Here is a 21,860-nt window from a genome sequence, read left to right as displayed (position 1 = left end):
TTGCGCGGGGCCTTCCGGGGTCAGCTCAGCTGGCCGTGGCAGTGCTTGTACTTCTTGCCACTGCCGCACGGGCACGGATCATTGCGGCCGATCTTCGGCTCGTCGCGCTGCAGCGTGGCCACGCCCTGCTGGGCGGCTTCGACCTGCGCGGCTTCCTCGTCGGCGCTGTAACCGCCGGCATCCTGGTGCTGGAACTGCGACTGGCTCAGGCGCGCCTGCGCCTGCTGGCGCTCGGCCGCTTCCAGCGCCTGCACTTCCTCGTCGCTGCGGATGCGCACGCGGGCCAGCAGGGTCACCACTTCGCGCTTGACGTTCTCCAGCATGTCCGAGAACAGCTCGAAGGCTTCCTTCTTGTATTCCTGCTTCGGCTGCTTCTGCGCGTAACCACGCAGGTAGATGCCCTGGCGCAGGTAATCCATGCGCGCCAGGTGCTCCTTCCAGCTCTGGTCCAGCACGGTCAGCATCACGTGCTTCTCCAGCGCGCGCATGGTTTCTTCGCCCAGGCCGGCTTCCTTCTCGGCGAAGTGCTGGTTGACGCGCTCCTGGACCTTGGTGGCGATGGCCTCGGCGTCCAGTTCTTCGTGTTCCTTGACCAGGTCGGTCAGCGACATCTGCAGGCCGAAGTCCGACTCCAGGGTCGCTTCCAGGCCGCGCAGGTCCCACTGCTCGTCGATCGAGTTCGGCGGCACGAAGCGCGCCACGATGTCGAAGATCACGTCGTCGCGGATGCCATCGACATTCGCCTTCACCGACTCGGCATCCAGCAGCTCGTCGCGCTGGGCATAGATCACCTTGCGCTGGTCGTTGTTGACGTCGTCGAAGTCCAGCAGGTTCTTGCGGATGTCGAAGTTGTGGGCCTCGACCTTGCGCTGCGCCTTTTCGATCTGGCGGCTGACCAGGCGGTCCTCGATGACGTCGTCTTCCTTCATGCCCATCATGCGCATGGCCTTCTGCACCCAGTCGGAGGCGAAGATGCGCATCAGGTTGTCTTCCAGCGACAGGTAGAAGCGGGACGAACCCGGGTCACCCTGGCGGCCCGAACGGCCGCGCAGCTGGTTGTCGATACGACGCGATTCGTGGCGCTCGGTGCCGACGATGTGCAGGCCGCCCGCCGCCTTCACTGCCTCGTGGCGCTTCTGCCATTCGGCCTTGACCGCCGCCTTCTGCTCGTCGGTCGCGTCCTCGCCCAGGGCGTGGATCTCGGCTTCCAGCGAACCGCCCAGCACGATGTCGGTACCGCGGCCGGCCATGTTGGTGGCGATGGTCACTGCGCCCGGGCGGCCAGCGTTGGCGACGATGGTCGCTTCGCGGTCATGCTGCTTGGCGTTGAGCACTTCGTGCTTCACGCCGGCCTTGCTCAGGTGCTCGGACAGCATTTCCGAGGTTTCGATCGAGGTGGTACCCACCAGCACCGGCTGGCCGCGCTTGGCGCACTCTTCGATGTCGGCCAGCACCGCATTGAACTTGCCCTTGCGGTTGAGGAACACCTGGTCCGGACTGTCCTTGCGGATGGTCGGGCGGTTGGTCGGGATCACCACCACTTCCAGGCCGTAGATGCTCTGGAACTCGAATGCTTCGGTATCGGCCGTACCGGTCATGCCGGACAGCTTCTTGTACATGCGGAACAGGTTCTGGAAGGTGATGCTGGCCAGCGTCTGGTTCTCGCGCTGGACCGGCACGCCTTCCTTCGCTTCCACCGCCTGGTGCAGGCCATCGGACCAGCGGCGGCCGGCCAGGGTGCGGCCGGTGAATTCATCGACGATGACCACTTCGCCGTCGCGCACGATGTAGTCCACGTCACGCTGGTAGATCGCGTGCGCGCGCAGGGCGGCGTTGAGGTGGTGGACCACGGTCAGGTTCTGCGCCGCGTACAGGCCTTCGGTCTCGCCGTCGAGGATGCCGGCTTCAACCAGCAGCTGCTCGGCGTGCTCCATGCCCGCTTCGGACAGGTGCACCTGCTTGCCCTTCTCGTCGACCCAGAAATCGCCCTCGCCGTCTTCCGCTTCCTGCTTGACCAGGTGCGGCACGACGCGGTTGACGCGGATGTACAGCTCCGGGGAATCATCGGCCGGACCGGAGATGATCAGCGGGGTACGCGCTTCGTCGATCAGGATGGAGTCGACTTCGTCGACGATGGCGTAGTGCAGGCCGCGCTGGTAACGGTCGGCCTTGGACAGCGCCATGTTGTCGCGCAGGTAGTCGAAGCCGAATTCGTTGTTGGTGCCGTAGGTGATGTCGGCCGCGTAGGCTTCGCGCTTGTCGCTGTGCGGCATGCCCGGGTACACCACGCCCACGCTCAGGCCCAGCCAGTTGTACAGCTTGCCCATCTGCGCGGCGTCGCGGCGGGCCAGGTAGTCGTTCACGGTGACCACGTGCACGCCCTTGCCTTCCAGCGCGTTGAGGTACACCGGCAGGGTCGCCACCAGGGTCTTGCCTTCACCGGTGCGCATTTCTGCGATCTTGCCCAGGTGAAGCACCATGCCGCCGATCAGCTGCACGTCGTAGTGGCGCATGCCCAGCACGCGGCGGCCGGCTTCGCGGCAGACCGCGAACGCTTCCGGCAGCACCTTGTCCAGGGCTTCACCGCCGGCGATGCGCTGCTTGAACTCCGGCGTCTTGGCCTGAAGCTGCTCGTCGGAAAGCTTCTCGATCTCCGGCTCCAGCGCATTGATCTTGGCGACGATGCGGTTGAGCTGGCGCAGCTGTCGTTCGTTACGACTGCCAAATACGCGGGTAAGCAGGCTGTTGATCATTGAAGGAACCGGGTTGGATGGACACGACGCCCGGCCTCCCCCTTGGGATCCGTCCGCCGCAAACGAAACAGGGCGCCTGGCGCCCTGTCGATGGCAACACCCATTGTAGCTTGGGACGGGCGGCTGAGGTTTCAAGCGCCAATCCGGTCGCAATCGCCCCGGATTCGGCAAAGAAACACGGATGCGGGGTCGGACCCCTTTCGCCATGGCGAAAGGGCTCTGACCCCAGCCCTCAACCGAATCGGGTCAGAGCCCTTCCGCGGCGCGGAAGGAATCCGACCCGGGCATCAGCCGCGGCTGACGCGGCCGACCGGCGTGTTGCCGCCGTCGCCGAGGAACTTGCGCGGGTTGACCACGTTGCCGTTCTCCCACACCTCGAAGTGCACGTGGGCACCGGTCGAACGGCCGGTGGAACCGGCCTTGGCCACTTCCTGGCCGGCGCGGACCAGGTCACCGGCCTTCACCACCAGGCGCGAATTGTGCGCGTAGCGGGTGACATAGCCGTTACCGTGGTCGACATCGACGACGTTGCCATAGCCGCCCTTCACACCGGCGAAGCTGACCACGCCTTCGGCCACGGCCATCACCGGGTCACCGACCTTGGCGTGGAAGTCCATGCCCTTGTGGGTGGCGGCGCCGCGGCCGAACGGGTCGGCACGGGTGCCGAAGCCGGAGGTCACGTAGCTGTTGCGGATCGGCATGCGCGACGGCACGGCGTTCTGCTGCAGCTGGTGGTCGAACATCAGCGATTCCATCACCGACAACTGGCGGCCTGAAGCAGCGAAGCGCTGCTCCAGCACCTGTAAGTCGGCGTTGACGTCCTTGACCGGGATGTCGCTGGTCGGGCCGCCGGCGTCGCCATCACCGAGGCCGGGGGTCTCGTTGAAGTCGAATTCGCCATCTTCCAGCTTGCCCATCTGGGTCAGCCGTTCGCCGAGGGCGTTCAGGCGGGTGGCCTGCGCCTGCAGCTCGCCGAGGCGGGCGGCCAGCGCGTTGACCTGGGTCTGCGCATCGCGCTTGACCTTGGCCAGCTCCGCATCCTGGCGCTCGACCTTGGCCTGCAGGCGCGAATCATTCAGCGCACTGGCGCCAATGCCGCCGGCAAGGCCGATAATGCAGCCTACCCCGAGCACGCTGCCCAGCAGGGCGCGGGGGCGGTCCTCGAAATAGAACCGCAAACGCGTGATCGGCGACGCCTTGGCCTGTCCTTCACGCGTTTTGATTACGATCTTTTTGAATGCCATCAGTGAGTTTTCATGTCTGAGCCGAAATCCAGCGTTCGCCCCGCGTCAGTGCCGAAACCGGCGCTGGATGCGGTAATGGCGGACAAAAGCGGGAACCCGCTGCGTCGGGCCTTGTGGCTCGACGCGCTGGACCGGCAGTTGCGCCCCCAGTTGCCGCCACCTCTGCGCAGCCGCTGCCGGCTGGCCAATGTGGACGGGGAACACCTCGTTTTTCTCGTCGAGTCCCCGGTCTGGCATGCCAAGTTGCGGCTTGCCGAAGCCCAGTTGCTCGACGCGGCCCGTTCCATCGGGCTGAAGGCCACCAGGGTGACCATCAAGACTGCGTCCACCACTCCCTCACGCTCCCCAGCGATCGACAACCGGAATGGCCCCCACGCAGTTTCAGCCGCCACGCACAAAGGGCTACGCGACGCCTTGGCTTGCCTGCAGGACGTTCCCTCGAAGCCGAAGAAGCGGTCCTGATGGCAACGGAGCATCCGGCTCCGCTCCCCGTCGCGCGTGTCACCACGGCGTGAAACATTTCGGGGGCCGGGTCGCATCCTAGCGGCCATCCGGAGGCCTGTCGTTAGATTGAAGTTAAAACTTCGTTAAATTCAGGCTTCCGATCCAACAGGTTCACAAAACCGTGACCTTGAACCGGCCTTGACGCCTTTCAAGCACGCTGAATGCGTCGCAAGCGCCGGAAACAACGACGCCGCCCTGGAAGGCGGCGTTTTTATCTTGAAATTCAACGATCTACGGAATCAGGCGTAGGCCGGGGTGGCATATTCCACCGGATCCGGGGTGGTCGGCGAGTCGAAGCTGACCCATTCCCAGGCGCTGGCGTCGGCCATCAGGGCCCGCACCAGCTTGTTGTTGAGCGCGTGGCCGGACTTGAAGCCCTCGTAGGCGCCCAGCACCTGGCCACCGGCCAGGTAGAGGTCGCCAATGGCGTCAAGGATCTTGTGGCGCACGAACTCGTCGGCGTAGCGCAGGCCGTCTTCGTTGAGCACGCGGAACTCGTCCAGCACGATGGCGTTGTCCATCGAACCGCCCAGGCCCAGGTTGCGCTCGCGCATGTATTCCAGGTCGCGCATGAAACCGAAGGTGCGCGCGCGGGAGATTTCCTTGGTGTAGGCCAGCGTCGAGAACTCGATTTCCTGCCGCGACTGCTTGGCCGGGATCATCGGGTGGTCGAACTGGATGGTGAAGCCCAGCTTGTAGCCCTCGTACGGGGTGAAACGGGCCACCTTGTCGCCCTCGGTCACCTCCACGGTCTTGAGCACGCGGATGAAGCGCTTGGGCGCATCCTGTTCGATGATGCCCGCCGACTGCAGCAGGAACACGAACGGGCCGGCCGAACCGTCCATGATCGGCAGCTCGGCCGAGGACAGTTCGACGATGATGTTGTCCACACCCAGGCCGGCCAGCGCCGACATCAGGTGTTCGACGGTCTGGATCTTTGCGTCGTTGCAGGTCAGGCCGGTGCACAGGGTCACTTCGGTGACCAGTTCGGCCTTGGCCGGCACCTCCACCACCGGGTCCAGGTCCACGCGGCGGAACACGATGCCATGGTTGACCGGTGCCGGGCGCAGGGTCATGTAGACCTTGTCACCACTGTGCAGGCCAACGCCGGTGGCGCGGATCGTGTTCTTGAGGGTGCGTTGCTGGATCATGGGGGATGGACCGGAAGTGACACATTAGATTAACACGCGCACTCCCCTACCCCGGCTGAAACGCCAGTTGCAGCCACCGGCAGGATCCACCGGCACGCCGCTGGAAAGCGCGTGAAGCAGGGCGGCCGGGCCCATCCTGGCCCGGCGCCCGCGTTTTCAGGACATGGTGGCGCAACCCGGGGAGGACAACCCCGGGCCGCCCCGCTTAGTCCGCCTGGCGGCGCAGGAACGCCGGGATGTCCAGGTAATCGTTCGGCAGTTCCGCCGCCGCCGGGGCCGAAGCGGCCGGGGCCGAAGGGGCGGAGGCCGCTGCGGTATCGCTGCTGGCGCGACGCAGGCCCAGGCCCATGCCACCCACCGCCTTGGAGACGGCATCGCCGCCGTTGTCGAACTCGCCGAACTCCGGCTGGCCGGTGGTGGCGTTGCGGACCAGCTTGATCGGCGCACGCTCGCCCGGACGCTGGGTCTTGCTGGCCGAGACGCGGTTCAGGCCGGTGGCCACCACGGTCACGCGCACTTCGTCCTGCATGTCCGGATCGAGCACGGTGCCGACCACCACGGTGGCATCTTCGGAAGCGAAGCCATCGATGGTGCGGCCGATCTCGTCGAACTCGGCCATGGTGAAATCGGCGCCGGCGGTGATGTTGACCAGGATGCCGTTGGCACCAGCCAGGTTCACATCGTCCAGCAGCGGGTTCTGGATCGCCGATTCGGCAGCGGCCTGGGCGCGGTCATCGCCACGGGCGGTGCCGGTACCCATCATCGCCAGGCCCATTTCGGACATGACGGTGCGCACGTCGGCGAAGTCGACGTTGATCAGGCCCGGACGCACGATCAGGTCGGCGATGCCCTGCACGGCGCCCTGCAGCACGTCGTTGGCAGCGCGGAAGGCCTGGATCATGGTCGCGTTGCGACCCAGCACGGTGATCAGCTTCTCGTTCGGGATGGTGATCAGCGAGTCGCAGTGCTGGCTCAGTTCCTCGATGCCCTTCAGCGCCACCTGCATGCGGCGACGGCCTTCGAACGGGAACGGCTTGGTGACCACGGCCACGGTCAGGATGCCCATTTCCTTGGCCAGCTGTGCCACCACCGGCGCAGCGCCGGTACCGGTGCCGCCGCCCATGCCGGCGGTGATGAACACCATGTCGGCGCCCTGCAGCGCGTCCATGATGCGCTCACGGTCTTCCAGCGCGGCCTGGCGGCCGACTTCCGGGTTCGCGCCTGCGCCCAGGCCCTTGGTCACGTTGGTACCCAGCTGCAGCTGCAGCTTGGCACCACAATTCTTGATGGCCTGCGAGTCGGTGTTGGCAGTGATGAATTCCACGCCATCCACTGCCGAGTTGACCATGTGCGCCACGGCATTGCCGCCGCCGCCGCCCACGCCAACCACCTTGATCACCGCATTGGGTGCCATCTTTTCGATCAGTTCAAAATGCGCCATGTCCGTGTCCTCGTTGTATCCGCTTTGGCTGGCATGGGCATTCGGGCGTCCTGCCGTCCTGCTGCATGCCGACGTTGCGGCTGTGTGGGTTGTGTGTAGCCGGTACTGCGTTGTGATGCGGGTACTGCGGGTGTTGCGCCCGGGCGAGGCCCGGGTTTACGGGTTCCGCGTCAGAACTCGCCGCGGAACCAGGTCTTGAGTTTCTTGAACATGCTTCCGGCGCGCCCGGTGGGCAGCGACGGCCGCCGCGGGTGCTCGATCTGGCTGCCCATCAGCAGCAGGCCCACGCCGGTGGCGTGTACCGGGTTGCCGACCACTTCGCCCAGGCCGGTGACGTGCTGCGGGATACCCACGCGCACCGGCATCTGCAGCATTTCCTCGGCCAGTTCGACCACGCCTTCCATCTTCGACGCGCCACCGGTCAGCACCATGCCGGCGCGCACCAGCTCCTCGAAGCCGGAGCGGCGCAGTTCGGCCTGCACCATCTCGAAGATCTCCTCGTAGCGGCCCTGCACGGCCTGCGCCAGCGAATGGCGCGGCATGCGGCGCGGCGGGCGGTCGCCCACCGACGGCACCTGGATGCTCTCCTCGGCCGTGGCCAGCTGGGCCAGGGCGCAGGCATAGCGCACCTTGATCTGCTCGGCTTCCGGGGTCGGCGTGCGCAGCATGTGCGCGATGTCGTTGGTCACGTGGTCGCCGGCGATCGGCAGCGAGGCGGTGTGGCAGATCGCACCCTGCACGAACACCGCGATGTCGGTGGTGCCGGCGCCCATGTCGACCAGCACCACGCCCAGCTCGCGCTCGTCGGCGGTCAGCACTGCCACGCTGGAGGCCAGCGAGGACAGCACCAGGTCGTCCACCTGCAGGCCGCAGCGCTGCACGCACTTGCTGATGTTGGCCGCGGCCGACTGCGCGCACACCACCAGGTGCGCATGCACTTCCAGGCGCACGCCGGTCATGCCGACCGGGTTGCGGATGCCTTCCTGCGAATCGTCCAGCACGTACTCGCGCGGGATCGCGTGGAGGATCTTCTGGTCGGCCGGGATCGCCACCGCCTTGGCCGCGTCGAGCACGCGATCCAGGTCGCCCCAGGTCACTTCACCGTCGCGGATCGGCACGATGCCCGGCGAGTTCTTGCACTGCACGTGGTTGCCGGAGATCGAGGCGTACACCGAACGGATCTCGCAGCCGGCCATCAGCTCGGCTTCTTCCACCGCGCGCTGGATCGACTGCACGGTCGATTCGATGTCCACCACCACGCCGCGCTTCAGCCCGCGCGATTCGTGCGAGCCGATGCCGATCACTTCGATCGGGTTGCCCGGCGAATACTCGCCCACCAGCGCCACCACCTTGGAGGTGCCGATGTCCAGGCCAACGATCAGCGATTTGTCACCCTTGCGATTCATGTCCTTTCCTGCGTGCTTCTGGCCGGGGTCGCCGGCGTTTTCGCCGGCGTGGCCGGGGTACCCCAGCTCAGCGTGAAACCATTGGTGTAACGGAGGTCGGCGCGCTCGATCGGCGCGTCCTGACGGTTGAGCTGCGGCAGCACCTTGACGAAGCGCTGCATGCGCGAGCGCGCGTCGTCGCGGCCGACCACCACTTCGGTGCCGTTGCTCAGCACCAGCGACCAGCTGCCGCGTGCGTCCATCGTCACCCGGCGCACATCGACGCCGGCCGGTGCGAACAATGCACGCGAGTCGCTGTACAGCTTCATCACTTCCGCGGTCTGGCTGTCCGGGCCATCCAGCTCCGGCAGCGCCAGGTCGGACAGCTTCTTCGGCGTGGGGAACAGCTTGCCCTGCTCGGACACCAGGCGGTCGGTACCCCAGCGGGCGAACGGCTTGTGCTCGACCAGGGTCACTTCCAGCACGTCCGGCCACTGCTTGCGGACCTGCGCGCTTTCCACCCACGGCAGCTTTTCCAGGGCGTCCTGCGCGTCCTGCAGCTTGACCGCGAAGAAACCGGCGCGCGCATACGGCAGCAGCACCTGCTGCAGCTGTTCGGCCGGCACCCGCTTGAACTCACCATGCACGCGCAGCTTCGCCAGCGGCCAGCGCTCGGCGCCGACCCAGCCATTGACCACGGCCACCACCGGCAGTGCAACCACCGACAGCGCCAACAGCCAGACGAAGATGCGCAGCACCGCGTTCATGCGTGCGAGGCCTCCAGGGTCTGTTCCAGCACGCGCCACACCAGTTCCTCGAAACCGATGCCGGCCTGGCGGGCCGCCTTGGGCACCAGCGAATGGCTGGTCATGCCCGGCGCGGTGTTCACTTCCAGCAGGAAGAAACGGCCGCTGTCGCGATCGCGCATCACGTCCACGCGGCCCCAGCCACGGCACCCGGCGGCACGGAACGCGGCCAGCGCGATGCGCCGGATGTCCTCTTCGTCGCCACCGTCCAGGCCCGGACACAGGTACTGGGTGTCCTCGGCGATGTACTTGGCGTTGTAGTCGTACCACTGGCCCTTGGGCACGATGCGGATCGACGGCAGTGCGACGTCGCCAAGGATGGCCACGGTCAATTCGTCGCCGACCACCATCTGCTCCATCAGCAGCTGGCCGTCGTAGCGCGCGGCCAGGGCCACCGCTTCATCCAGCCCGGCGTCATCGGTGACCCGGCTGATGCCCACGCTGGAGCCTTCGTTGGCCGGCTTCACCACCACCGGCAGGCCGAGTTCGGCGGCATTGGCGTGCACGTCCTCGGCAGTGACCTTGCGGTACTGCGGGGTTGGCAGGCCCAGCGACAGCCACACCTGCTTGGTGCGGATCTTGTCCATGCTCAGCGCCGAACCCAGCACGTTCGAGCCGGTGTACGGCACGCCGAAGGCGTCCATCAGGCCCTGCACGATGCCGTCCTCACCGCCACCGTTGTGGCCGTGCAGGATGTTGAAGACGCGATCGATGCCACCGGCGGCGAGCGCGCTGGCGAGCGCCGGAATGCCGTCCACCGCGAACGCATCGACGCCACGCGACTGCAGGGCTTCGAGCACGTTGCGGCCCGAATCCAGCGACACCTCGCGTTCGCTGGAACTGCCGCCCAGCAGCACGGCGACGCGGCCGAACTCGGCCGGGTCGGTCACGCGCAGCGGCGGGAAGGTCAGCGTGCTCACGCCTGGCCCTCCCCCTTGAAACCTTCCACCGCGATATGGGTGGCCACGGCACCGATGTCGCCGGCGCCCATCATCAGCAGCAGGTCACCGTCCTGCAGCACGTCCGGCAGCACGCTGGCCAGCTCGGCGGCCTTGCCCACCACCACCGGCTCACTGCGGCCACGCGCACGGATGGCACGGGCCAGCGCATGCGAGTCGGCGCCGGCAATCGGTTCTTCACCGGCCGGGTAGACCTCGCTCAGCACCAGCGCGTCAACGCTCGACAGCACGGCGGCGAACTTGTCGAACTGGTCGCGGGTACGGCTGTAGCGGTGCGGCTGGAAGGCCACCACCAGGCGCTTGTCGGCCCAGCCACCACGAGCGGCGGCGAACACTGCCTCCAGCTCGCTCGGGTGATGGCCATAGTCGTCGATGATGCGGACCTTGGCGCCACTGGCGGTGGTCACCTCGCCCAGATCGTTGAAGCGACGGCCGACACCGGCGAAGCCCTCCAGCGCGCGTGCGATCGCGTCCGGGGCCACGCCCAGCTGCCAGCCCACCGCAGCGGCGGCCAGCGCGTTGAGCACGTTGTGCCTGCCCGGCAGCGCCAGCACCACTTCCTGGCTGGTGCCCTGCGGCAGGCGCAGGGTGAAGCGCATGCGCGACCCTTCCTGCACCACGTTCTCGGCGCGCACGTCGGCCTGCGGGCTCATGCCGTAGCTCATCACGTGGCGCGGGGTCCTGGCGGCCAGCGCGGCGACTTCCGGATCATCGATGCACAGTACCGCCAGGCCGTAGAACGGCAGGCGCTGCAGGAACTCGGCAAACGCCGCCTGCACGCGGGCGAAATCGTTGCCGTAGTTTTCCAGGTGGTCGGCATCGATGTTCGTGATGATCGACATCAGCGGGTTCAGGCGCAGGAAGCTGCCATCGCTTTCATCGGCCTCGGCCACCAGCCACTGCCCGCCACCCAGCTTGGCGTTGGCACCGGCGGCCAGCAGCTGGCCACCGATCACGAACGTCGGGTCCAGGCCACCTTCGCTCAGCACCGCAGCGGTCAGGCTGGTGGTGGTGGTCTTGCCATGGGTACCGGCCACGGCGATGCCGCGGCGGAAGCGCATCAGCTCGGCCAGCATCGCCGCACGCGGCATGATCGGAATGCGCTGGCTGCGTGCTTCCATCAGTTCCGGGTTGTCTTCGCGGATGGCACTGGAGACCACCACGCAGTCGGTGCCCAGCACGTTGGCCGCGGAGTGGCCGCGCATGATGCGCGCACCCAGGCTGGCCAGGCGGCGGGTCGCCACGTTGTCGGCGTTGTCCGAGCCGGACACTTCATAGCCCAGCGTCAGCATCACTTCGGCGATACCGCTCATGCCGGTGCCGCCGATGCCGACGAAATGCACGCGCGGGAACGCGCGCACCAGGTCGTTGGTGTCGTGCAGGCGGCGGATCATGCGCGGCCTCGCGCAGGGCAGGCGCGGTGGCATGCCTTCTTCATACAGCTTCCTCGAGAATGATATCGGCGATGCGCTCGGCGGCATCGACCTTGGCCAGGGCACGCGCGGCTTGCGCCATCTGCATGCGGCGGGCGGGATTTTCGGACAGATCGCGCAGCAGTGCGGCAATGCCGTCGGCCAGCGTTCCGTCCTGCTTCAGCAACACCGCCGCGCCGCGCTCGACCAGGTACTCCGCGTTGCGGGTCTGGTGATCGTCGACGGCAGCGGGAAATGGCACCAGCACGCTGCCGACACCGACCGCGCACAGCTCGGCCAGCGTGGACGCGCCGGCGCGGCAGACAACCAGGTCAGCCCAGGCGAAGGCTTCGGCCATGTTGGCGATGAACGGCGTGATTTCCGCCTGCACACCGGCCTTGGCGTAAGCCTCCACCGCTTCGGCATGCATCTTCTCGCCGCTCTGGTGGCGCACCTGCACCGGCAGGCCGGCGCCCAGCGCGGCAATCGCCTGCGGCACGCCGGTATTGAGGGCACGCGCGCCCTGGCTGCCGCCCACCACCAGCACCCGCAGCGGGCCTTGCCGGTCGGCGAAGCGCTGTTCCGGCGGCGCGATGGCAGCGATTTCCGCGCGCACCGGGTTACCGACGAACTCCTCGCCCTTGGCGAAGGTGCCCGGGAAACCGGTCAGCAGGCGACGCGCATAACGCGACAGGATGCGGTTGGTCAGGCCCGGCGCACGGTTCTGCTCATGCACGATCAGCGGCAGGCCATGCAGGCGCGTGGCCATGCCACCGGGGCCGGAGGCAAAGCCACCGAAGGCGACCACCGCGCGCGGCTGGCGCTGGCGGATGATGAGCCCGGCCGCGCGCAGCGCGCGCATCAGCCGCCACGGCGCCGCCAGCAGGGCCAGCTTGCCCTTGCCGCGCAGGCCAGTGATGGCCAGCGTATCGATGGCGATGTCGTGCTGCGGCACCAGGCGGGTTTCCATCGCACCGTCGGCGCCCATCCAGGTCACCGGCACGCCGCGCTCGCGCAGCACGCGGGCCACGGCCAAGCCGGGGAAGATGTGACCGCCGGTGCCTCCGGCCAGGATCATCACCGGGCGCCCACTCTCGGTGGCTGCACTCATGACAGCCTCCCGAAGGTCGGTTCGATGCGCGACTGCAGGCGGCTGGTGCCACGTGCGGCGCTCGCTGCAGCGGACGCGGGTGCGACCGGCTCGGCACGCGTCGGCACGCTGGCGTCCACCGCTGCGGCGGGCTTGTCCGACGGTTCGGCCGCGGCGTCTTCGGCGCCACCGATGCGCACGGCCTGGCGGCGCTCGGCGCGCTTGAGTTCATACGACACGCGCAGCAGCAGGCCCATCGCCACGCAGGTCATCAGCACCGACGAACCGCCGGAGGAGATCAGCGGCAGGGTCAGGCCCTTGGTCGGCAGGATGCCCAGGTTCACGCCGATCGAGACGAAGGTCTGCATGCTGATCCACAGGCCGATGCCGAAGGCGATGTAGCCGGAGAAGTGGCGCTTCATTTCCACGCAGCGCATGCCCAGCCAGAAGGTGCGGCCGACCAGCAGCGCATACAGCGCCACGATCACGCAGGTACCCAGGAAACCGAATTCCTCGGCGGTGACCGAGAAGATGAAGTCGGTGTGCGCTTCGGGCAGGTAGTACAGCTTCTGCACGGAGTTGCCCAGGCCGACGCCGGTCCATTCACCACGGCCCACCGCCATCAGCGCGTTGGACAGCTGGTAGCCGTCGCCCTGCTGGTCGGCCCATGGGTCCAGGAAGGAGGTGATGCGGCGCATGCGGTACGGCTCGATGATCGCCAGCGCGCTCATGCCGACCAGGCCGATGATCACCGGCATCGACATGCGCGGCATGTTCACCCCGCCCAGCACCAGCATGCCGGCGGTGATCGCCAGCAGCAGGGTCGAGGAACCGAAGTCCGGCTGCAGCAGCAGCAGCACCACCAGCGCACCGGCCACGCCCAGCGGCTTGAGCATTGCCGGCCAGGTCGCATTGACCTCGTCGCGGAAACGCACCAGGTAGCTCGACAGCCAGACGATGTAGAGCACTTTCACCGCTTCGACCGTCTGGAACTTGGAAATGCCCAGGTTGATCCAGCGGCGCGCACCGTTGACCGTGCTGCCCAGTCCCGGTGCGAACACCGCCAGCAGCAGTACGAAGCAGCCCAGCAGCAGCATCTGGTTGTACTGCTCGATCGACTTCAGCTCGGTGCGGGCGGCAATGACCGCCAGCACGATACCCACCGCCAGGAAGATCAGGTGGCGGTTGAGGTAATAGAACGGGCTGCTCATCAGCGCGATCGAGCTGGAGGCCACCATCACCACGCCGACACCGGTGAGCGCGATGATCGCGCCCAGCAGCCACTTGTCGTAGCTGCCTTCGATGGCTTCAAGGCGTGTTGCCTGGCGGGACAGGTCGTTCATCTCAGCGCACCTTCAACGTGGCCAGGCCGATCAGCACGAGCACGACGGAGATGATCCAGAAACGCACGATCACGCGCGGCTCCGGCCAGCCCTTCAGTTCGAAATGGTGGTGGATCGGCGCCATGCGGAACACGCGCTTGCCGGTCAGCTTGAACGAGGCGACCTGGATCATCACCGACAGCGTTTCGATGACGAACACGCCGCCCATGATCACCAGCACCAGCTCCTGGCGGGTGATCACCGCGATCGTGCCCAGCACCGCACCCAGTGCCAGTGCGCCGATGTCGCCCATGAAGACCATGGCCGGGTAGGTGTTGAACCAGAGGAAGCCCAGGCCCGCGCCGGCGATGGCCGCACAGATGATGACCAGCTCGCCGGCGCCCGGGATCTGCGGGATCTGCAGGTAGTTGGCGAACACCACGTTGCCCGAGGCATAGGCGAACACGCCCAGCGCGCAGGCCACCAGCACGGTGGGCATGATCGCCAGGCCGTCCAGGCCGTCGGTCAGGTTCACCGCGTTGGAGAAACCGACGATCCAGAAGTAGGCGATGGCCACGAAGCCGATGCCGGCCAGCGGCAGCGCGACCGACTTGAACATCGGGATGTAGAACGTCAGCGCCGCCGGCACGTCGGCCGTGTAGAACAGGAACAGGCCCGCAGCCAGGCCGAAGATCGACTGCAGCAGGTACTTCCAGCGCGACTTCAGGCCGTTCGGGTCACGGCGGACGATCTTGATCCAGTCGTCATACCAGCCGATGGCGCCGAAGCACAGCATCACCGCCAGCACCAGCCACACGTAGCGGTTGCGCAGGTCGGCCCACATCAGCACCGACAGGGTGATGGTGAGCAGGATCAGCGAACCGCCCATGGTCGGCGTGCCGGCCTTGGAGAAATGGGTCTGCGGACCGTCCTTGCGGATCGGCTGGCCGCCCTTGAACTGGGCAAGCTTGCGGATCATCGCCGGGCCCAGCCACAGCGACAGGAACAGGGCCGTCAGCGCGGCAAGGATGGCGCGGAACGTCTGGTAGTTGAACAGCCCGAACAGGCTCTCCAACTGCTGCAACCATCGAGCCAGTTCATACAACATGCGGGGATTCCTCTCCTTGCGCCAGCAGCGCTTTGACAATCGTGTCCATGGCGCTGCCACGGGAACCCTTGACCAGGCAGCGCACGCCGGCGTGCAGCTCGTCCTTCAGCGCCTGCGACAGCGCGTCGTGGGTGGCGAAATGGCGGCCGCCTTCGCCGAAGGCGGAGGCGGCAGCGGCGCTGAGCGGGCCCAGTGCATACAGGCGCTTCAGGCCGGCAGCACGTGCGCGGATGCCGGCCTGCGCATGCAGCGCTTCCGCGTCCGGGCCCAGCTCGCGCATGTCGCCCAGCACCAGCCAGCCCTCTTCCGGCGCCGCGGCCAGGGCATCGATGGCCGCGGCCAGCGACCCGGGGTTGGCGTTGTAGCTGTCATCCACCAGCACCGCGCCATTGCGCAGCTGATGGGCGATCTGGCGACCCGGCACCGGCTGCGCTTCGGCCAGGCCGGCGGCAATCAGCGCCAGATCGACACCGGCGGCCAGCGCCAGGCTGGCGGCGGCCAGCGCATTGCTGACGTTGTGGCGACCCGGCAGGCCCAGCACCACGCGCGCTTCGCCGGCCGGTGCGACCAGAGTGAACTGGCTGCCCTGCGCACCGGCGCGGATATCGCGCGCGGTCACGTCCGCCGAGTGTTCCAGGCCATAGCGCAGCACGCGGCAACGCGCCGGGGTGCTGATGAAATGCTGTTCGAACCAGCGGCCATAGGCATCGTCGGCGTTGATCACCGCCACGCCATCGGCCGGCAGCGCGGCGTAGATCGCGCCCTTGGTCACCGCCACGCCGAGCAGGCTGCCCATACGTTCCAGGTGCGCCGGGGCGATGTTGTTGACCAGCGCATAACGCGGGCGGGCGATCTCGGTCAGGTAGGCGATGTCGCCCGGCTTGCCGGCGCCCATCTCGTAGACGGCGTAGTCGGCATCTTCCGGCGCATCGATCACCGCCAGCGGCAGGCCGATCTCGTTGTTGCGGTTGCCCGGGTTGGCGTAGACCACCTTGTGCGCGTGCTGGGCCACCTGCTGCAGGATCGACAGCAGAAGGCTCTTCACGCTGGTCTTGCCATTGCTGCCGGTGATCGCGAACACCTCGGTGCCACGGTCACGCTGCATGCCGGTGGCGATCTTCGCCAGCGCCAGTTCGCTGTCGGCCACCAGCACCTGCGGCAGTTCGACCGGCAGCAGGCGCTCGACCAGCAGCGCACTGGCACCGCGCGCCTGCGCGTCGGCCGCGAAGTCATGGCCGTCGAACCGCTCGCCGCGCAGCGCCACATACAGACTGCCCGGACCGAGATTGCGGGTGTCATTGCTGACCGCATCGATGGCCACGTCGTCGCCGTGGATCTCGCCACCGGCCCAGTGTGCGATCAGCGAAAGCAGGGTGCGCTTCATGCGGCACCCTCCCCGGCCTGCGCGCTGAGCACACCGGCCTTGGCCGCCAGTGCGGCGGCGGCCACTTCGGTGTCGTCGAAGTCATGGCGCACGCCATTCACTTCCTGGTACGGCTCGTGGCCCTTGCCGGCGATCAGGATGATGTCGCCTGCACCGGCACGCTTCACCGCCAGGCCGATCGCACGCGCGCGGCTGCGCTGCACGGTCACGGCATCGGCGTTCTGGAAGCCGGCCAGGATGTCAGCCACGATCACATCGCCATCTTCGCCGCGCGGGTTGTCGTCGGTGACGATGACCTGGTTGGCCAGGCGCTCGGCAATCGCCGCCATCTGCGGGCGCTTGCCGGTGTCGCGCTCGCCGCCGCAGCCGAACACGCAGAACAGCGTGCCCTGCAGGTGCCCGTGGAGGCTGTCCAGCGCCTGTTCCAGCGCATCCGGGGTGTGCGCGTAGTCGACCACCACCGTCGGCAGGCCGTCTTCACCGCCCAGGCGGTTCATGCGGCCGCGGATCGGCTGCAGCGCCGACAGCACTTCGGCGATACGCGGCAGCGGCTGGCCCTGCGCGTGCAGGGTACCGGCCACGGCCAGCAGGTTGTCCACGTTGAAGCGGCCCAGCAGCGGCGACTGCACCGCCGCGCCCTGGCCGTCGATGACCAGTTCAAAGGCGATGCCACGACCGTCCAGCTGCAGCGCCTCGGCGCGCACGCTGGCGTCAGTGGCACCACGCGAGCTCAGCCCGATCGCCTGCACGCCGGCCGGCAGGCCCGCGAACAGCTGCCGGCCGAAGGCATCGTCCAGATTGATCACCGCGGCCTTCAGGCCCGGGCGATGGAACAGCCGCGCCTTGGCCGCGCCGTAGCTGGCCATGTCGCCGTGGTAGTCCAGATGGTCGCGGGTAAGGTTGGTGAACACCGCCACGTCGTAGTGCACGGCGTCCACGCGGCCCTGGTCCAGCGCATGCGAGCTGACTTCCATCGCCACCGCGCGCGCGCCGGCGTCGCGCAGCTGCGCCAGAAGCGCATGCATCTGCAGCACCAGCGGCGTGGTGAAGCCGGTCGGCTCGACCGCACCATAAAGTCCGGCACCCAGCGTGCCGATACTGCCACTGGGCGTTCCGAGCAGATGCCAGGCCTGGGCCAGCAGCTGCACGGTGGAGGTCTTGCCGTTGGTGCCGGTCACGCCGACCATCGCCATCGCCCGCGATGGCGCGCCATGGAACTGGTCGGCCATCGCGCCCATGCGCGCGCGCAGGCCCGGCACGGCGATCGCATCAGCCGGGGCCGGCAGATCGGCCGGTGCCGGCGGTTCGAACAGGATGGCACTGGCACCGGCAGCGCGCGCCTGCTCGACAAAGCCCAGGCCATGCGCGCCGAAACCGGCGATGGCGACGAAGGCATTGCCGGGGCGCACGGCACGGCTGTCCAGCACCAGGCCGGTCAGAACGGGATCGTGACCCGCCAGGGCCACGTCCGGAAGCAACTGCGAAAGCAACATCGAAGGACTCATTGCGTGCCTCCCGTAGCGGGCGGCGTCTGGGCTTGCGCGCTCGGCAGCGCAGCGTCGAATTCAGCGGCGGCATCGACCGGCAGCGCGGTCTCGGCCGGCGGCGCAGGCAGGATCGAGGCCGAATGGCCGACCTTGCCCGACTGCTGTGCGGCCAGCCACGACTGCAGGTCGTCCAGCGGCACGTCCATCAGGCGCAGGGTGCCTTCCATCACGTTGTGGTAGACCGGCGCCGACACCAGGCCGCCGTAGAACTTGCCGGCCTGCGGGTCGTTGATGACGATGACGGTGGCGAAACGCGGGTTGGTGGCCGGCACCACGCCGGCGAACAGCGCGTTGTAATGGCCGCGCTCATAACCGCCCGGGCCGGCCTTGCGCGCGGTGCCGGTCTTGCCGGCCACGCGGTAACCCAGCACCGCCGCCTGCTTGGCGCCGCCCTGGGTGACTACCGTTTCCATCATCGCCACCACCTGCCGGGCGACGTTCTCGTCGATGATCTGCTGGCCTTCATTGCGCTGGCCCTTGACGAAGGTCGGCGCGATCAGGCGCCCGCCGTTGGCCAGCGCCGAGTACGCGGTGGCAATCTGCAGCGGCGTGACCGACAGGCCATAGCCATAGGACATGGTGGTCTTGGTGGTACCCGACCAGCGTGCCGGACGCATCACCACGCCGGCCGATTCACCCGGGAAACCGCTGTGCGGCGCCGAGCCATAGCCGAAGCGGCGCACGCCGTCGTAGAAGGTCTGGTCCGGCATCTTCGCCGCAACCTTGGCCGCACCCACGTTCGAACTGCGGGTGATCACGCCGGTCACGTTGAGCACACCGTTGTTGCGCGGCACGTCGCGGATGGTGAAGCGGCCCAGGGTCATGTAGCCCGGGTTGGTGTCGATGATGGTGTCCTTGGTCACCGCACCGGCCTGCAGCGCGGTGGCGATGGTCAGCGGCTTCATCGTCGAACCCGGCTCGACCAGGTCGGTCACCGCGCGGTTGCGGCGCGTATCGGGGATCGCGCCGGTCAGCGAGTTCGGGTTGTAGGTCGGCAGGTTGACCATGGCCAGGATCTCGCCGGTGGTCACGTCCATGATCACCATCGAACCACCGGCCGCCTTGTTGGCCACCAGCGCGTTGCGCAGTTCCTTGAAGGCCAGGTACTGGATGCGGCGGTCGATGCTGAGGGTCAGGTCCTTGCCCGGCTCGGCGGCGCGCAGCAGATCGCTTTCGACGGTCTCGCCCTTGCGGTTGCGGATCACCCGCTTGGCACCGGCCTTGCCGCGCAGCCATTCGTCGAACGCCAGCTCCAGGCCTTCCTGGCCGCGGTCGTCGATGTTGGTGAAGCCCAGCACGTGCGCCATCGCTTCGCCCTGTGGGTAGAAGCGGCGGAACTCGCGCTGCGCGGCCACGCCCGGAATCTTCAGCGCGACCACCTTCTCTGCCTCGTCCGGATTGATCCGGCGGCGCAGGTACATGAATTCCTTGTCCGACTTCTGCGACAGGCGGCTGCTCAGCTCATCCACCGACATGCCGACCGCCTGGGCCAGCTCCGGGATGCGCTCGGGCGAACGCAGCAGGTCCTGCGGGTTGACCCAGATCGAGGCGACCGGGGTGGACACCGCCAGCGGCTCGCCGTTGCGGTCGGTGATCATGCCGCGCGAGGTCTTGATCGGCAGCTCGCGCAGGTAGCGGGCCTCGCCCTGGCGCTGGTAGAAATCGCTGTTGATGATCTGCACGTAGGCCGCGCGACCCACCAGCGACACCGAGCACAGGCCAAGCGCCAGCGCGACCCAGCGCAGGCGCTGGCGCAGGTTGAAGGCGTTGCGCGGGCGGTTGCGGCCGGTCTTGCTCATGGGCGCACCACCACGATGTCAGCGGCCTCGGGGAACTTCATGCCCAGCTTCTCGCGGGCAATGCGGTCCACGCGGTTGGCTTCGGCCAGGGTGGCCTGTTCCAGCTGCAGGCGGCCGAACTCAAGGTTGATGTCATCGCGCTTGCGCTCGGCACGCGACAGCTCGATGAAGGTCTGCCGGTGGCGGTGGCGCACGAACACCACGCCGATCGCCGAGGCGACGGTGCAGGCCAGCAGGATGATCAGCAGCAGCCGGCTCATGCATCGCCCCCCCGCTTCTGTGCCACGCGCAGCACGGCGCTGCGGGCACGCGGGTTGGCGGCCAGCTCTTCGTCGGTGGCCTTGATGGCGCCGCCGATCAGGTCCAGCGTCGGCACGAACGCAACCGCCTCGGGCAGCCGGCGGTTGGCCGGCGGCGCCTTGGCCAGGCGGTTCATGTACTGCTTGACGATGCGGTCTTCCAGCGAGTGGAAGCTGATCACCGCCAGGCGGCCACCGGGCTTGAGCCGTTCCACCGCCGCATCGAGCCCGGCTTCCAGATCGGCCAGCTCGCGGTTGATGTGGATGCGGATGGCCTGGAAGCTGCGCGTGGCCGGGTGAATCTTGTCCTTCCCACGCGGCATCACCGAGGCGATCAGCTCGGCCAGTTCGGCGGTGCGGGAGAACGGCTGCTTCTCGCGGCGGGCCACGATGGCGCGGGCGATGCGCCGGCTCTGGCGCTCTTCGCCGTAGGTCCACAGCACATCAGCGATCTCGCGCTCTTCGACGCGGTTGATCCACTGCGCGGCGCTTTCACCGCTGTCCGGATCCATGCGCATGTCCAGCGGGCCGTCCTTGCCGAAGCTGAAGCCACGTTCGGCCACGTCCAGCTGCGGCGACGACACGCCGAGGTCGAACAGCACGCCGTCCAGGCCTTCGGCCGTCGCGTCCCACTGCAGCAGCTGGGCGAAGCTGCCCCGGAAAATGGACACGCGCGGGTCCGGCGCGAAATCGCGCTCGGCAACGGCGATGGCTTCCGGATCCTTGTCCATGACCAGCAGGCGCCCCTCGGGACCGAGCTGGGTGAGCACGCCACGTGCATGACCGCCACGACCGAACGTGCCATCCAGATAACGTCCGTTTTCGATCACCCTCAGGCCTTCAAGGACCTGGGTGTACAGGACCGGCAGGTGCACCGCCGGCGACTGCGACACCGGAAGGTGACCGGCCTGCGCTTCTGGGCGCATCCGGGCACCCCGGCTCACAACTTCAGGTCGAGCAACCCATCACCCAGATCCTCGTCAGACAACGTCTGCTGGATCAGGGCCCGATGCGCCTGCTCGCTCCACAATTCGAACTTGTCGCCCATACCGAGCAATACCGCCTTCTTCTCAATGCCCACCGCACCGCGGTGGCTGGCGGGGATGCTGATGCGACCGTTGCCGTCCAGTTCCAGATGGGCGGCCGAGCCGACCAGCTTCTGCTGCAACAGGCGCACGACGCGCTGGGTGTTGGGCTTGGACATCACATCGTCGCGGACCCGCTCCCATTCCGACTCTGCATACAGCCACAGGCAGCCGGCTTCGAACGGGTTGTAGGTCAGCACGAGACGGTTGTTGCTGGCGCGCGCGACGAGGTCGCGGTAAGCGGTGGGAACCGCCATGCGCCCTTTGTCGTCAACTGTGATGGCCGTCTCGCCCTGGAACACGACGCCTGCACCTTGTCCTTCGCCCGGTGAAACATTGAACCACGAAAACCCACAAAACACCCGGATTTCCCTCTGATGCCCACCTTAGCAGCGGGCCGAGGGTTGTCAACAACTTTTCAGCGGGGAAATCGCCAGCCGCATCAATGGCTTGCAACAACCTTTAGAGAATTGTTCAAGGCTTATCCACAAGTTGCTGATCCGTCTCAATTTTTGAGATTGAACGGAAGTTCAGGGGCGTGGAGAGGGCGTGAAACATCGGCCGCGCATTC

17 protein-coding genes and 1 pseudogene are annotated in these 21,860 nt (G+C 67.3%); 1 reads left to right on the top strand and 17 read right to left on the bottom strand.

What is annotated here, in order from left to right:
- Positions 1–20: 20 nt before the first annotated feature.
- Positions 21–2,753, bottom strand: a complete 2,733-nt coding sequence (secA, locus tag QP609_RS03270) for a preprotein translocase subunit SecA (RefSeq protein WP_014645947.1) — start codon at positions 2,751–2,753, stop codon at positions 21–23.
- Between the two features lie 287 nt (positions 2,754–3,040).
- Positions 3,041–3,997 carry a M23 family metallopeptidase gene (locus QP609_RS03265; RefSeq protein ID WP_014645946.1) on the bottom strand — a complete coding sequence of 319 codons (957 nt, stop codon included), beginning with the start codon at positions 3,995–3,997 and terminating at the stop codon, positions 3,041–3,043.
- Positions 3,998–4,009: 12 nt separating this feature from the next.
- On the opposite strand from QP609_RS03265, the gene QP609_RS03260 reads away from it, so the two are divergent.
- On the top strand, positions 4,010–4,459 hold the full coding sequence (locus tag QP609_RS03260; RefSeq protein WP_032956682.1) for a DUF721 domain-containing protein: 450 nt from the start codon (positions 4,010–4,012) through the stop codon (positions 4,457–4,459).
- Positions 4,460–4,740: 281 nt separating this feature from the next.
- Here the strand turns inward: QP609_RS03260 and lpxC are convergent, their stop codons facing one another.
- The 15 genes and pseudogenes from lpxC to mraZ all read right to left on the bottom strand — a co-directional run bounded on the left by lpxC (position 4,741) and on the right by mraZ (position 21,591).
- Positions 4,741–5,652: a UDP-3-O-acyl-N-acetylglucosamine deacetylase gene (gene lpxC, locus QP609_RS03255; RefSeq protein ID WP_049440195.1), complete on the bottom strand. Its 912-nt coding sequence runs from the start codon at positions 5,650–5,652 to the stop codon at positions 4,741–4,743.
- A 205-nt stretch (positions 5,653–5,857) separates the two neighbouring features.
- On the bottom strand, positions 5,858–7,093 hold the full coding sequence (gene ftsZ / locus QP609_RS03250) for a cell division protein FtsZ (RefSeq protein WP_005415297.1): 1,236 nt from the start codon (positions 7,091–7,093) through the stop codon (positions 5,858–5,860).
- Positions 7,094–7,263: 170 nt separating this feature from the next.
- The gene (gene ftsA, locus QP609_RS03245; RefSeq protein ID WP_005408083.1) at positions 7,264–8,499 is read right to left on the bottom strand and encodes a cell division protein FtsA; all 1,236 of its coding nucleotides are present in this window, start codon (positions 8,497–8,499) and stop codon (positions 7,264–7,266) included.
- 71 nt (positions 8,500–8,570) lie between these two features.
- A pseudogene (locus tag QP609_RS03240) lies at positions 8,571–9,245 on the bottom strand (cell division protein FtsQ/DivIB); the annotation flags it as partial.
- Positions 9,242–10,204 carry a D-alanine--D-alanine ligase gene (locus tag QP609_RS03235; protein ID WP_014645943.1) on the bottom strand — a complete coding sequence of 321 codons (963 nt, stop codon included), beginning with the start codon at positions 10,202–10,204 and terminating at the stop codon, positions 9,242–9,244. The gene QP609_RS03235 and the pseudogene QP609_RS03240, both read right to left, overlap by 4 nt.
- Entirely contained in the window at positions 10,201–11,637 is a 1,437-nt protein-coding gene (gene murC / locus QP609_RS03230) for a UDP-N-acetylmuramate--L-alanine ligase (RefSeq protein ID WP_014645942.1), read from the bottom strand. Before murC ends, QP609_RS03235 begins: the two co-directional genes overlap by 4 nt.
- 40 nt (positions 11,638–11,677) lie before the next feature.
- A complete protein-coding gene (murG, locus tag QP609_RS03225) occupies positions 11,678–12,766 on the bottom strand; it encodes an undecaprenyldiphospho-muramoylpentapeptide beta-N-acetylglucosaminyltransferase (RefSeq protein WP_197621408.1) in 1,089 nt (362 codons plus the stop codon).
- Positions 12,763–14,088 carry a putative lipid II flippase FtsW gene (ftsW, locus tag QP609_RS03220; RefSeq protein WP_197621409.1) on the bottom strand — a complete coding sequence of 442 codons (1,326 nt, stop codon included), beginning with the start codon at positions 14,086–14,088 and terminating at the stop codon, positions 12,763–12,765. The genes murG and ftsW overlap by 4 nt, the downstream gene beginning before the upstream one ends.
- A gap of 1 nt (position 14,089) precedes the next feature.
- Entirely contained in the window at positions 14,090–15,175 is a 1,086-nt protein-coding gene (gene mraY / locus QP609_RS03215) for a phospho-N-acetylmuramoyl-pentapeptide-transferase (protein WP_004154219.1), read from the bottom strand.
- Complete coding sequence (gene murF / locus QP609_RS03210) at positions 15,165–16,559, bottom strand: UDP-N-acetylmuramoyl-tripeptide--D-alanyl-D-alanine ligase (protein ID WP_126411734.1); 1,395 nt, start codon at positions 16,557–16,559, stop codon at positions 15,165–15,167. The genes mraY and murF overlap by 11 nt, the downstream gene beginning before the upstream one ends.
- Positions 16,556–18,064, bottom strand: coding sequence for a UDP-N-acetylmuramoyl-L-alanyl-D-glutamate--2,6-diaminopimelate ligase (locus QP609_RS03205; protein ID WP_197621410.1), 1,509 nt, complete (start codon positions 18,062–18,064; stop codon positions 16,556–16,558). Before QP609_RS03205 ends, murF begins: the two co-directional genes overlap by 4 nt.
- The gene (locus QP609_RS03200; protein WP_014645937.1) at positions 18,061–19,905 is read right to left on the bottom strand and encodes a penicillin-binding transpeptidase domain-containing protein; all 1,845 of its coding nucleotides are present in this window, start codon (positions 19,903–19,905) and stop codon (positions 18,061–18,063) included. The genes QP609_RS03205 and QP609_RS03200 overlap by 4 nt, the downstream gene beginning before the upstream one ends.
- The gene (gene ftsL, locus QP609_RS03195) at positions 19,902–20,165 is read right to left on the bottom strand and encodes a cell division protein FtsL (protein ID WP_005415286.1); all 264 of its coding nucleotides are present in this window, start codon (positions 20,163–20,165) and stop codon (positions 19,902–19,904) included. The genes QP609_RS03200 and ftsL overlap by 4 nt, the downstream gene beginning before the upstream one ends.
- The gene (gene rsmH / locus QP609_RS03190) at positions 20,162–21,130 is read right to left on the bottom strand and encodes a 16S rRNA (cytosine(1402)-N(4))-methyltransferase RsmH (protein WP_014645936.1); all 969 of its coding nucleotides are present in this window, start codon (positions 21,128–21,130) and stop codon (positions 20,162–20,164) included. Before rsmH ends, ftsL begins: the two co-directional genes overlap by 4 nt.
- Before the next feature lie 14 nt (positions 21,131–21,144).
- The gene (mraZ, locus tag QP609_RS03185; protein WP_004143635.1) at positions 21,145–21,591 is read right to left on the bottom strand and encodes a division/cell wall cluster transcriptional repressor MraZ; all 447 of its coding nucleotides are present in this window, start codon (positions 21,589–21,591) and stop codon (positions 21,145–21,147) included.
- Between the last annotated feature and the right edge of the window lie 269 nt (positions 21,592–21,860).

Source organism: Stenotrophomonas sp. 8(2023) (genome assembly GCF_030345295.1).
Taxonomy (GTDB): domain Bacteria; phylum Pseudomonadota; class Gammaproteobacteria; order Xanthomonadales; family Xanthomonadaceae; genus Stenotrophomonas; species Stenotrophomonas muris.
The sequence above is the reverse complement of the archived record's forward strand: the minus strand, read 5'-3'. Positions and strand labels throughout refer to the sequence as shown.

What these genes read in the sequence shown, in the direction of transcription:
- secA (WP_014645947.1), bottom strand. Translation starts at nt 2,753, where the DNA reads ATGATCAACAGCCTGCTTACCCGCGTATTTGGCAGTCGTAACGAACGA.
- QP609_RS03265 (WP_014645946.1), bottom strand. Translation starts at nt 3,997, where the DNA reads ATGGCATTCAAAAAGATCGTAATCAAAACGCGTGAAGGACAGGCCAAG.
- QP609_RS03260 (WP_032956682.1), top strand. Translation starts at nt 4,010, where the DNA reads ATGTCTGAGCCGAAATCCAGCGTTCGCCCCGCGTCAGTGCCGAAACCG.
- lpxC (WP_049440195.1), bottom strand. Translation starts at nt 5,652, where the DNA reads ATGATCCAGCAACGCACCCTCAAGAACACGATCCGCGCCACCGGCGTT.
- ftsZ (WP_005415297.1), bottom strand. Translation starts at nt 7,093, where the DNA reads ATGGCGCATTTTGAACTGATCGAAAAGATGGCACCCAATGCGGTGATC.
- ftsA (WP_005408083.1), bottom strand. Translation starts at nt 8,499, where the DNA reads ATGAATCGCAAGGGTGACAAATCGCTGATCGTTGGCCTGGACATCGGC.
- murC (WP_014645942.1), bottom strand. Translation starts at nt 11,637, where the DNA reads ATGATCCGCCGCCTGCACGACACCAACGACCTGGTGCGCGCGTTCCCG.
- murG (WP_197621408.1), bottom strand. Translation starts at nt 12,766, where the DNA reads ATGAGTGCAGCCACCGAGAGTGGGCGCCCGGTGATGATCCTGGCCGGA.
- ftsW (WP_197621409.1), bottom strand. Translation starts at nt 14,088, where the DNA reads ATGAACGACCTGTCCCGCCAGGCAACACGCCTTGAAGCCATCGAAGGC.
- mraY (WP_004154219.1), bottom strand. Translation starts at nt 15,175, where the DNA reads ATGTTGTATGAACTGGCTCGATGGTTGCAGCAGTTGGAGAGCCTGTTC.
- murF (WP_126411734.1), bottom strand. Translation starts at nt 16,559, where the DNA reads ATGAAGCGCACCCTGCTTTCGCTGATCGCACACTGGGCCGGTGGCGAG.
- QP609_RS03205 (WP_197621410.1), bottom strand. Translation starts at nt 18,064, where the DNA reads ATGAGTCCTTCGATGTTGCTTTCGCAGTTGCTTCCGGACGTGGCCCTG.
- QP609_RS03200 (WP_014645937.1), bottom strand. Translation starts at nt 19,905, where the DNA reads ATGAGCAAGACCGGCCGCAACCGCCCGCGCAACGCCTTCAACCTGCGC.
- ftsL (WP_005415286.1), bottom strand. Translation starts at nt 20,165, where the DNA reads ATGAGCCGGCTGCTGCTGATCATCCTGCTGGCCTGCACCGTCGCCTCG.
- rsmH (WP_014645936.1), bottom strand. Translation starts at nt 21,130, where the DNA reads ATGCGCCCAGAAGCGCAGGCCGGTCACCTTCCGGTGTCGCAGTCGCCG.